The organism is Ruegeria sp. K3 (assembly GCF_056531845.1).
In genome coordinates this window covers 20,350-31,610 of record NZ_JBQFMM010000003.1, presented here as the reverse complement: position 1 = coordinate 31,610, position 11,261 = coordinate 20,350, and the positions used below count along the sequence as shown (strand labels likewise).

12 protein-coding genes are annotated in these 11,261 nt (G+C 56.3%); 2 read left to right on the top strand and 10 right to left on the bottom strand.

Annotated elements, in window-relative coordinates; translation table 11 throughout:
• The 9 genes from ACR0MP_RS06625 to ACR0MP_RS06585 all read right to left on the bottom strand — a co-directional run bounded on the left by ACR0MP_RS06625 (window position 1) and on the right by ACR0MP_RS06585 (window position 9,597).
• Window positions 1–1,125, bottom strand: a complete 1,125-nt coding sequence (locus ACR0MP_RS06625; protein WP_480886180.1) for a hypothetical protein — start codon at window positions 1,123–1,125, stop codon at window positions 1–3.
• A 317-nt stretch (window positions 1,126–1,442) separates the two neighbouring features.
• The gene (locus tag ACR0MP_RS06620) at window positions 1,443–2,522 is read right to left on the bottom strand and encodes a coiled-coil domain-containing protein (protein ID WP_170736835.1); all 1,080 of its coding nucleotides are present in this window, start codon (window positions 2,520–2,522) and stop codon (window positions 1,443–1,445) included.
• Window positions 2,523–2,732: 210 nt separating this feature from the next.
• Complete coding sequence (locus tag ACR0MP_RS06615) at window positions 2,733–3,164, bottom strand: hypothetical protein (RefSeq protein WP_170395209.1); 432 nt, start codon at window positions 3,162–3,164, stop codon at window positions 2,733–2,735.
• A gap of 223 nt (window positions 3,165–3,387) precedes the next feature.
• Window positions 3,388–3,855 (bottom strand): Hsp20 family protein, encoded by a 468-nt coding sequence (locus tag ACR0MP_RS06610; RefSeq protein ID WP_480886178.1) that lies wholly within the window; start codon window positions 3,853–3,855, stop codon window positions 3,388–3,390.
• 122 nt (window positions 3,856–3,977) lie between these two features.
• Window positions 3,978–4,796 (bottom strand): trypsin-like serine peptidase, encoded by an 819-nt coding sequence (locus tag ACR0MP_RS06605; RefSeq protein WP_480886176.1) that lies wholly within the window; start codon window positions 4,794–4,796, stop codon window positions 3,978–3,980.
• On the bottom strand, window positions 4,793–5,578 hold the full coding sequence (locus tag ACR0MP_RS06600) for a trypsin-like serine protease (RefSeq protein ID WP_170395202.1): 786 nt from the start codon (window positions 5,576–5,578) through the stop codon (window positions 4,793–4,795). The genes ACR0MP_RS06605 and ACR0MP_RS06600 overlap by 4 nt, the downstream gene beginning before the upstream one ends.
• A 117-nt stretch (window positions 5,579–5,695) precedes the next feature.
• A complete protein-coding gene (glcF, locus tag ACR0MP_RS06595; protein WP_480886175.1) occupies window positions 5,696–7,009 on the bottom strand; it encodes a glycolate oxidase subunit GlcF in 1,314 nt (437 codons plus the stop codon).
• A gap of 3 nt (window positions 7,010–7,012) precedes the next feature.
• Window positions 7,013–8,107, bottom strand: a complete 1,095-nt coding sequence (locus ACR0MP_RS06590; RefSeq protein ID WP_170736840.1) for an FAD-binding protein — start codon at window positions 8,105–8,107, stop codon at window positions 7,013–7,015.
• Window positions 8,108–8,157: 50 nt separating this feature from the next.
• Window positions 8,158–9,597, bottom strand: a complete 1,440-nt coding sequence (locus ACR0MP_RS06585; protein ID WP_170408703.1) for an FAD-linked oxidase C-terminal domain-containing protein — start codon at window positions 9,595–9,597, stop codon at window positions 8,158–8,160.
• 80 nt (window positions 9,598–9,677) lie between these two features.
• Here ACR0MP_RS06585 and ACR0MP_RS06580 point away from each other — a divergent pair, with 80 nt between their 5' ends.
• Complete coding sequence (locus tag ACR0MP_RS06580) at window positions 9,678–10,388, top strand: DUF599 domain-containing protein (protein ID WP_170395190.1); 711 nt, start codon at window positions 9,678–9,680, stop codon at window positions 10,386–10,388.
• Between the two features lie 35 nt (window positions 10,389–10,423).
• Window positions 10,424–10,771: a hypothetical protein gene (locus tag ACR0MP_RS06575; RefSeq protein WP_170408704.1), complete on the top strand. Its 348-nt coding sequence runs from the start codon at window positions 10,424–10,426 to the stop codon at window positions 10,769–10,771.
• 3 nt (window positions 10,772–10,774) lie between these two features.
• Here ACR0MP_RS06575 and ACR0MP_RS06570 read toward each other — a convergent pair whose 3' ends face one another.
• On the bottom strand, window positions 10,775–11,260 hold the full coding sequence (locus tag ACR0MP_RS06570; RefSeq protein ID WP_170408705.1) for an NAD(P)H-dependent oxidoreductase: 486 nt from the start codon (window positions 11,258–11,260) through the stop codon (window positions 10,775–10,777).
• Window position 11,261: the final 1 nt, after the last annotated feature.

The following is an 11,261-nucleotide window of genomic DNA, read 5'->3' as shown; positions in this document are numbered from 1 at the left end:
CTAATACCTCAACACCTGCCCTGACTTGCTGACCACGAACTTGCGCACATCGGCAAACCCTGGGGGGTTACGCTCGGCCAGCACCTGAAACGGACGCTGGGGCAAGATGATCGACCGTTGGGTGCGTGTGGCCCCGGTTTCGGCCCCTTGCGCGCCGAATGGGTCGAGCGCAAAAACCTCGCGTTCGACGGTCGAGAACCATCCGGCCCGCTCTTCGATCACCTCTTCGCTTTCCAACTCTTCTGTGGTCCAGGCCAGCGCCCAGTCTTGACCTTGCGGAGATTGCGCATCCTCCAGCACCTGCCGCAGGGGGCCGGATTGTTCGGTATAGGCCGAGGAATACATTGGCCCCACATGAATGCGGCGCAGGTGTTTGGGGTGCAGGTCGTCGAAATCCTGATCGAACCCTTTGGCTATGGTCACCAGTTTCAACCCGCCCAGAGACTGCGCCATCAGATGCGCCTGCACTTCGGGCCAGCGGCGTTGGTCTTTGGGAAGGGCGGTTTTGCCGCTGTCCTCCAGTTGCATCAGGTAGATCACTGGCAGGTTGATCTGGCTGTCATAGACCGCCCAGTGGATCATGAACTTCCGCCGTTCGCCCTCATTCCCGATCCAGTGGCACTCGGGATCGTTGCGGGCCCAAAACAGCTGACCTTTCAGCAATTCCTCATAGTAGAGCCTTTGTGACAGCGCGAATTGCAGCTTGGTGGGGATTTCCTGATCGCCAATGATCGTCCGCGCCATGTCAGTTTTTAGGTCATCCTCGGACGGCATATTCGCCAGATGCACCTGCGCCTGCTGCGCGTCATTGGCCATGGTCAGCAGCTCAGCCGCCACCGGAAAACCGCTGTCACGCTTGTCCATCGCAAGGCTGCCAAAAAACCGTCCCGTATCGCGACCGACCAGCAGATACTTCATGGAAAGCGCGCGGAAGGTGTAGAGCAGCCCCGAGAGGTAGCGCGACACGATCCGCACCTCTTGCTTGCTGATTGCGCCCTCCGCCTCCATCGTCGCGGCCACGCGCAGGAGGTGGACGGTGATGACTTCGAATTTGCGGAAATAGCGGCGTGAGGCGAAGGTGTCGGTCAGGCCGACATGGTCTTGGGTGGGGTTGGTATCGGTCATCTTGGGGCGTCCAAGTCCTTCCCGTTTTTGTCGATATGAAACCACCATCTAAAGAGAGGCGAACCGACACTATGCAGTACTACTTGAGGGTTGATCCCAACCGAGTGCTGAAAACGCCGCCCCCTTTCGCTGCCCCAACTCAACCAACACAGAAGTCGCATTAAGCAAGCCGCAATTACTGCCATAAGCAATACCTGTAGCACTTCAGGATAAGTCGGCTTCTGATCTATGAAACCAAATTTTTCCAAGAATCTCGGCACCTCCAAGGGACCAAGACTAACTGCTAGTAATAGAAATTGTTGGTGAGCGAAACGCACTTAACCACCATACAAATTCTTATCATGCTTCTCGACAATCGACGCGAACCGGCGGGCAAAGCGTTCATCTGCCTTGGCCTTTTTCTCCAGCACGTCGCGGGCAAAGACCATGTGGTCCTCATGCGCCTCAAGCATGTCGGCCATTTTCTGATTGGTCGCGGTGCCGATGGCGGCCATGGCGGTTTGCGCCTCTTGGTCGGTCTGCACGCCGATCTCGTTGATGCGGTGGGCCACGTCCTGCTGCTGGGCGGTTTTCAGCGATTTGGTCAGGGCGTCATACAGCACCACGCGCTGCTGCGTGTCTGTCTGCAGCTTGTTGATCAGCACCATCTGCGTCGCCGCCTGGTTCTGCAGGGAATCGACCCAGGTCTTGCCCTTTTCGATATAGCGCTCCAGCGTCTGGGACTTGGCCAGCTTGACCTGCTCTTCCTGAACCTTGGCGTTGTATTGCTTGTTCAGCTCGGCCAATTCAGTCTCTAACTGGGTCCGCGCCGCAGCATCCTGTTCCACGCTGATCTTGTTCTCCAACGTAATAATAGCCGGGTCCATGCCCTGAATCTCGGCGCGCAGAGCCTCCAGTTCGGCCACGGTCGCCTCTCGGTCGTCCAGCGTCACGGTCAGGTTGTCCTCGACCTTCACACGCTGTTCTTCCAACACGGACAGTTGTCCCTCCAGCAGCTTCACGATCACATCGGATTTAGCGATCAAGTCCTGCAGCTTGTCGTCGATATTGGCCGTGCGCATACGCTCCTGCCGCATGGACTCGGATTTGGCCTTGGCGAAGATGCCAACGAACGACTCCCACCCGGTTTTCGAACGCATCTCGTCAAAATCCTTGGAAAACGCGTTGGTCACGTCGTCGAGCCCCATGATCAGCTCAGCGATGTTGGCGTTCATCACCTCGGTATGGGCGTGCACATCTTCCAAAGTCGCATTTTCAATGTCGATATCTGCCTCTGCGGTTCCGATCTTGGCACGCGCCGCTTCGATCCGTGAGGTCAAGCCTTCAATCTGCGACTGGCTTTCGCGGACTTTCTGTTGCGTCTCTTGAATCAATGCTTCGAATTGCTGGTTCGACATCTGCTATCCCTATTCTTCTTATCATCCAATGACATAGGGAATGTTATGGCAATTTACATCCCCTTGGGTCTCCAAATCACCAAGACTGTGACAAACTCGACGCTAAAAAGATAGACGAAGAGACAAGGCCGAGACACATTGCCTACTGGTTTTCAGAAGGGAAAATAGAAGCTCTTGGATTTCTTAAGTTGAAGTTGCCGAAGGGCAAGCTCAGTAGTTTGAGTAGCGGAAATTAACCACAGCATCATCTTGAATAGCGCAATGGGCTTTTATGTGGCTCCGCGCATCATTGCTGTCCTTTGAGCGCGCGACCTCCAGATCAATCAGATCGATGCCATCAGAATTTGTCGTATAGGAAAGCGTCCGCTCAAAATCGACGGCATAGTAGCCTTGATTGCTCATGGCGGTGTGGGTCCGATGCATACAAAGCCCGATCGCATTCTCCTCGGGCGAAACGTGCGGGTGCTTCTGGTATTTTGATCCGTGCTTGTGATGGTGTTTGGCGATCGACGCTCCCAGCACACCCAACGCGACCCCAGCGATAAGCGCTCCGGTATCGTTGGCACGGGTTGATGTCGCGGTCAGTGTGGTCGATGCAACAACGGCACAGACTATAGCGGCAAAAACGGATTTCATTCGCATCTATTTCGTCTCCCTCTGTAGGCAGTGAACAAAATTCAGTTCATTGAAGTGTTCCAGAAGAGACTAGCCTGACGACCTAAACTATTGCCAGATTTTCGTGAAAACGTGTTGCCCACCATGTCCGTGTTGCGATGGATACAACTTCGCCCCGCGCCTGGAGGAACGCGGGGCGTGTGGTGCGACAATCCAGAGAGGCGGGACTGTCGCTAAGTGATCAACAGCCTCAGTTCACGGCTTTGGCGTCAACCACGTCCTTTTCAATGGCCTTGCTAGACGAAATTTCGATCCGGCGCGGCTTCAGGGCTTCTGGCACTTCGCGCTTCAGATCGATGTTCAGCATGCCGTTCTCATGACTCGCGCCGGTAACGCGAACGTGGTCGGCCAGAGCAAAGCGGCGCTCGAACGCGCGGGTGGCGATGCCACGGTGCAGGTAGCTGCGCTCTTTTTCGTCCGAAGCTTTCTTGCCGGAAACCACCAGAGAATTTTCCTTTACCTCAACCGACAGATCGGCCTCGGAAAACCCGGCAACAGCGACCGAAATGCGGTAGGTATCAGCATCGGTCTTTTCGATGTTGTAAGGGGGATAGCTGGGCTGAGCCACGTCATTGGTCAAAACCCGGTCCATCATGTCTGCAATCTGGTCGAAACCGATGGTTGCGCGGTGAAGTGGTGCGAAGTCAAATGTACGCATGTCGTATCCTCATCTTTGAGCGATTCACGAAATTGCCCTCCGAAATGGACGGGCGGTGATTTATGCCGGACCCCAGCTTTGGCGATCCGGTAAAACTCAGATGGGAAGTAAAAGGACTGGGTTCAAGACCCGCCCGCGCTGAGGAATTTAGCACCCGAACTGGACTTGGCTGAACCCGGCTGCAATCTGCGGATTGTTGCCGTGGGTCGGGGCGCGTCACGACGCAATATCGCCTTGAGTTCCGAGACAATCCCCGACAGCTCCATCCCGTAGCCGATCTTGCGTTGACCATCCGATGCGCCCGCCGAAACAACCGACAGGATCTGCCAACGCGAGCCTTTTTTTGCTAAAATAGCGGAGCCCGACGAACCGAATGTAATATCGCAATCAAAGCTGATCAGCCCCTGCCCGCGTTGCAGGATGCGGCAAGAGCGTTGGCGCGTGATCGCCTCGGCCCGACCGCGACCATACGAGGCGACGCTGATTTCGCTGTCGCTGACGCGGCCGCTGTGCAGGGCGAACGGATCAGCAATCGAATAGGGAATCGGCTCTTCCAGCCGCATTAGAGCCACATCAATTCGAACACGTGACGCCGATACCGGCGCATTGGCAACAAAATCGGGATGGGTCGCAATCTGGATGACCTTGCGATCCGCAAGCGCCTGACCGTCGCTCAAACCGGCGCGAAAGGTCAATTCACCGGGGGCATAGGGTTTTCCGGTGGCCTTGCTCACTGCGCAATGCGCCGCTGTCAGCACGATGTCCTTTGCGATCAAAGTACCGGTGCAAAAGCCCTGTTCGCCGATATCCAGACGTCCGACCGCCTCCCACCCATACAGATCATCGCGATCCGTCAGTCGGCGCTTGCCGCTGGTCTGGGCCTGTGCGGCAGTTACGAGAATAGAAACAAGCAAGGTGATACTTAGAAAAACACGCATCATGGCTTAATGAACTTTGCTCCGAGGTTTTTGGTGTTGTTGTCCAATGTGGCGTTCATACCCCGCCCCTGCGAAAGCTCGGCCCGCAACAATTCCAGCGATTCATCCAAGGCGGTGCCCAGCGCAACGCGTTGACCCTGCAATTCGGCCTTCGCTGCAACGACCGACACAATGCGTGGCCGCTCTCCGTCAAACGAAAAGATCGGCGCGCCGGATGCCCCGAAATCCACGTTGCAGGACATAACCAGAATTCCAGCCTGTCTCCCAATGACGGAACAGACTTCCTGCAGTGCTGGCGCTTCGGCGCGGTCATGCGCGTACGAGACAACCCCCACCTCTTGACCGCGGGCAGGACGGCGTCCGGTTTCGAAAGGAATGACCGAGGTGTTGCGGATCGGCTGCCACAGCTCGATCAGCGCAATATCATGACGCACCCGCGTTGCTGAAACATTGCCTTCATAAACATAGTCGGGGTGAACCACTGTTCGACGCGCCGGACGATAAGCCGAGGCGGAACCGAGTCGCCAACCGGCCAGAAACTCTATCCGGGCCGGATTAATTCGCTGTTTCGTGGTCTTGTCGTACAGACAATGCGCAGCCGTCAGTACCAGAGTCGGAGATATCAGCGATCCGGTACAAAACCCGGTGCCGTCGATATCCAGCCGACCAACTGCCATCCACTCGCGCCCAGCATCGGTGGTTTCCAGGCTCCTAAGCCCAGTATCCTGCGCCTGTCCTGCCAAGGGCAGCAAGCTGAAGACAATAGCCGTGATCCAGTTGCGCACGCGGGTCTCCGGTCATGGGGTCCGACCAAGATTCGTATGCCGTTGGTGCGGCGAAAATAGGGCAATTGCCCCTTGGATGAAATTCAACCGGACCTGATGCGCGGGTGCAGCAATCGATCAACGCAGTTGGGGTACCCCAGCCATGCCGCCGCGCAATGCGCGCGGTTCCGGCCCTCCGGTGGCCCAGTCCAGCAGCTCGACTGTGTGGACAACGGGCGTGTTAGTCCCAGAGCCGATCTGCATCATGCATCCGATGTTACCTGCCGCGATAACATCAGGGTTCCTAGCCTCAAGCGTGCGCACTTTTCGTTGTTTCAACTTACCCGAAATCTCAGGCTGCATCAGGTTGTAGGTTCCTGCACTGCCACAGCACAAATGACTATCTTTAGGCTCTAACACTGTGAATCCAGCAGATTTCAGCAGGTTCTTGGGATAAGAGGTAACCTTTTGCCCATGTTGCAATGAACACGCCGCGTGGTAGGCAACAACCAGTTCTTTCTTGTCGCTGTCCGGCATCTCCAGCTGCACCAAAAGCTCACTGATATCCATCGCCATGGCGGATACACGCCCCGCATCCACCGCCAGCGGATCACTGCGGAACATGTGCCCATAATCTTTAACCGTGGTCCCACACCCTGAGGTGTTGATCACGATCGCATCCAGACCATCACCATCCATTTCGCGTGTCCAGGCCCGGATATTGGCTGCAGCAGACGCATGGCTTTCACCGGTTTTACCCATGTGATGGGTTAATGCGCCACAACAGCTGGCACCTTCGGCGACAACGACCTCGCAGCCCAATCGGGTCAGCAGGCGAATCGTGGCGTGGTTGATGTCGGTGTTCAGCGCTTTTTGCGCACAGCCCGTCATTAGGGCGACGCGTTTCTTCTTAGCGCCTTTTGCTGCAAAGCTCTGAGGGTCATCATTGCGACTGACTGGTGGAATATATCTCGGCGCCATGTCCAGCATCGCCTTTAGCCGGGCATCCGGCATCAGAAACCGGAACGGACGACCCAGCTTTGCCCCGATTAGAGCCCAGCGAAAGCGTGTCGGATAAGGCAGGATTCTGGCCAATATCCAGCGCAGAGCCCGATCCGAGAACGGGCGCTTGTAGTTGTCTTCGATATATTCCCGTGCGTGGTCCACGAGGTGCATGTAATGCACGCCCGAGGGGCACGTGGTCATGCAGGCGAGGCAGGATAGGCAGCGATCGATATGCTTGACAGTCTTTTCGTCCGGAACACGCTCATTCTCCAACATGTCCTTGATCAGATAGATGCGCCCGCGAGGGCTGTCCAACTCATCGCCTAGCACCTGATAAGTCGGGCAGGTTGCTGTACAGAAACCACAGTGAACACAATTTCGGAGTATCTCGTTGGATCGCTGAATCGCTGGGTCTTGCAACTGCTTTTCGGTAAATTTCGTCTGCATCGCCTACCCCATCAGACCCGGATTGAACACGTTCCGAGGGTCAAATCTCTTCCGAATTGCCTTTGTTAGAGCCTGAATCTGCGTGCTCTCCGGTTGGAACCGCCCAAATTCAACAATGGTGTCAGCCTCTGCACGTACCAGCGTTGCATGTCCTTCAAAGTGACCCAGTCGTGCACGCAGATCGGTGCCCTTTGGCACCAATACCCAGATCAAGCCCCCGCCCCAGTCAAATAGGGTTCGATCCGCGTCTATCCGTTCTGCAAGGCTGGCTGCATCGCCGGGTTTCACCGATAAGCGCCAGACATCACCTTGCAGATCCTTAAACGCACGCAGATCACGCAGATCGACCCAGCGGTTCCTCGAATTCTCTAACTCGGTGCATTCGCCCCCAAGGATTTCGCGCAATCGACCTACCCGATAGGCAACCGAGTCGGCAAATCCTTCGATCCGCAACAGCGCCTGCCCACCCAGTGGATCATAGGCTGCGCTGCTCACCTCGAAGGGGGATTTCAGGGCAGTGGACATGAGATCAACTGCGGTTCCTACATCAGCGGCCCCGACTGCCAGAGTGGTCTCGATCTCAGGTCTAGGCAGCACTTTCAGTGAGACCTCGGACAGCACCCCTAGCGTGCCCCAGGAACCCGCCATGAGCTTGACCAGATCGTAACCGGTGACATTCTTCATCACCCGCCCGCCATTCTTGATCACCTGCCCCAACCCGTCGACATAACGTACGCCCAACAGGAAATCCCGGCACGCGCCAGCCTGAATTCGACGCGGCCCCGAGATGTTGGCCGCGACAACACCGCCGATTGTCGGTTCCCCCGTGGTGCCCAGCAAACCGCGATGATCCATCGGCTCGAACGCCAGTTGCTGGCCCTCGGCCTCCAAAGCCGCTTCGATCTCAGTCACTGGAGTCCCGGCATGCGCGACCAGAGTCAATGCGCCCGGCTCATACTGTGTAATTCCGTGCAGTCCTGACAGGTTCAGCACAGGCTCGGGCCCATCAAGGCCGCGCGTGCCGCCTCCGGCAATATGCACTGGGCCATCCAGGCCGGCAACGATGTCCGCAAGTTCAGCCTCGGTTTCAGGTGTCATGGCACTTCATCTTTTCGCAAATACTCTGGGTATTGATGGGGAAGGCTCATCTATTCCGCGGCCATCCTGCGCGTGGCAGACGCCTTTAGCGGAAACACCTTGGCTGGGTTCAACAGCCAATTCGGGTCAAACACATCTTTCACCGCCATCTGCGCCTCAAGATCCTGTGGTTCATATTGGTGTGTCATCAGATCACGCTTTTCGATGCCGACCCCATGCTCACCAGTCAGGCAGCCCCCCGCATCAACGCAAAGCTTCAGGATGTCCGCCCCGAACGCCTCACATTTCTCAAGATCGCCGGGTTTGTTGGCGTCAAACAGGATCAAGGGGTGCATGTTGCCGTCACCAGCATGGAACACATTGCCGACTGGCAGGCCATAGTCTTTGCTCAGCTCCCCGATCCGGCGCAGGACGAAGGGTAGCGATGAGACCGGGATCGTCCCATCCAGACACATATAATCGTTGATTTGCCCCATCGCGCCGAAGGCCGATTTCCGCCCCAGCCAGATACGGGCGCTTTCATCAGCCGATTGGCTTTCTCGCAGCTCAACCGGATTATGCCGCTTGGCGATCTCGATAATCTTCGACAACTGGCTATCGATCTCTGCCTCTGATCCTTCAACTTCGACAATCAGCAACGCCTCGCAATCAGGATAACCCGCTTGGGCGAAATTCTCGCAGGCTCGAATACAAAGGCGGTCCATGAACTCGATCGCGACAGGCAATATGCCCGATTTGATTATGTCAGAGACGCATTGACCGGCTACTTCATTATCGTCAAAGCCCATCAGAACGGGACGCGCGCCCTCAGGTTTGCGCAGGATGCGCAACGTTGCTTCAGTTACGACACCCAATTGCCCTTCGGATCCGCAGATAACACCCAACAGGTCCAACCCGCCAACATCCAGATAGGCACCTCCAATTTCGACCACGCTGCCATCCATCATGACCATAGTCACACCCATCAGATTGTTGGTCGTCACCCCGTATTTCAGGCAATGCGCGCCGCCGGAATTCATCGCGATATTCCCGGCAATGGCGCAGGCAAGCTGGGATGAGGGATCGGGAGCGTAAAAGAAATCCTCTTCTTCAACGGCACCGGTTACACTCAGGTTGGTTCGGCCGGATTGCACCTTGATAAACCTGTTGTCGTAATCGATTTCCAGAACTTCGTTCATCCGTGCAACGCCTAGAATCACACAATCTGCCGTCGGCAGGGCGCCACCGGCCAGTGACGTGCCCGCGCCGCGCGGTACAACCGGCACACCCAGTTCATGGCAAATGCGCAAGACATCGGAAACCTGCTGCGTGGTCGAAGGCAGTACAGCCAGCATTGGCGGGCATTTATAGGCGGTCAGCGCATCACATTCATAAGCCCTGGTCTCGGCCTCTTCATGGATAACAGCATCCTTCGGCAGCACTTGCTGTAGTCGCGCAACCAATGCCTCCTTGCGTGCTAAGACATCCGGATTTGGCTTGGGCATTTCCATCGCTGATCCTCCATTTGGTAAAATTATATTACCAATTTTATCGACTGGCAAGTTACCGAATCCAACAATAGTGTCGCGGCATGACCTGGATCGACCGCACATTACTGTTTTCCTCGCTGGACTATGCAGCCGTTTTGCTATTGTTCGCGACATGGCTGGGGATTGGGTGGAGGATCGAAAATCCGTCCTCTCAGAAACCATCGGTTTCATTGATGATGGATGATTTCCGCAAGGTCTGGATGCGTGAAATGGTGACGCGCCAGCCGCGTGTGTTCGATGCACAAGTGATCTCGGCCATGCGCCAGGGCAGCACGTTCTTCGCTTCGACAATCATGATTGCAATAGGCGGCGGCTTGGCATTGCTTGGCAATACCGAACGCCTTGCTGGGGTTGCTGAAGATCTTGCCATCGGCCGTGCGCCTGCCATGGTTTGGGAAATCAAGATACTGATTATTCTGCTTTTTCTGTCGAACGCTTTTCTGAAATTTGTCTGGTCGCATCGCCTGTTTGGGTATTGCGCAATTCTGATGGCCGCTGTTCCAAATGATCCCGATGATCCACAGGCCTATCCACGCGCCACACAATCTGCTGATATCTGCATCACGGCGGCTCGTAGTTTCAATCGCGCGTTGCGGGCGACATATTTTGCGTTGGCTTCAATCGCATGGATACTTGGACCGGTAGCCCTGATCCTAAGCTCAATCGTCACATTCGGTGTGCTCTATCGTCGCGAATTCGCCTCGCATTCACGGACCGTAATCATGACTGCGCCACCAAACACAGAGTCGTGATCGCAATGCCATGCGCGAGAGCATAGTTTGACCCTATGCGATATCTGATTCTCAGCGCCTTACTGGCCAGCCCCGCATTCGCCGACCCTCCGACGGTCGAACAGGTTTCAGCCCAATCAAATGGGGATACCTGGCGGTTCGACGTCACGATCCGCCACTCCGACACCGGATGGGATGACTATGCCGACGGCTGGCGTGTTCTGGATATGCAGGGGAACGAGCTGGGGATGCGTGTGCTGCATCACCCTCATGTCGATGAGCAGCCCTTTACCCGGTCTTTAAGCGGGGTGGTTATCCCGGACGGGACCACGCAGGTGCAAATTCAGGCGCGCGACAATGTCGGTGGTTGGAGCGAAGACACGACCGTGGTCGATCTGAACTGACCCTCAGAACACCCCGAGGCAGAGACCTGCGGCCAAGGCCGCTCCAACCTCACGACAGCTTTCAAGTTGTTCTTCGGGAATGATCTTTTCGGCCAAGATCGCTTTGGGTGTTTGCGCATGAGTGCAGATGATCAGGGGCGGTTGCACTTCTTTCAGCCGCCATCCCGTTGCGATCCGAGCCATCTGGCGCGCGGCATTTTCGCCATCTGATCCGGCGCAGACCATCTGCGCATAGGGTCGACCTTCGATCTGACCCAGCACCGGATAATAGCAGCGGTCAAAGAACTCTTTCATCAGCCCAGAGATCGCGGCCAGGTTCTCGGGTGCGCAGAAGATATAGCCATCGGCGGCCAGCAGGTCGTTTGGCCCGGCCTGATCGGCGGTTTTCAGGATGGTGTTCGCTTCATCCCGCGCTGCTTCGGCTGCGGCTTCAGCCATTTGCCGGGTGCCGCCGGTGCGCGAGTGGTAGACGATCAATAGCTGCGCCATG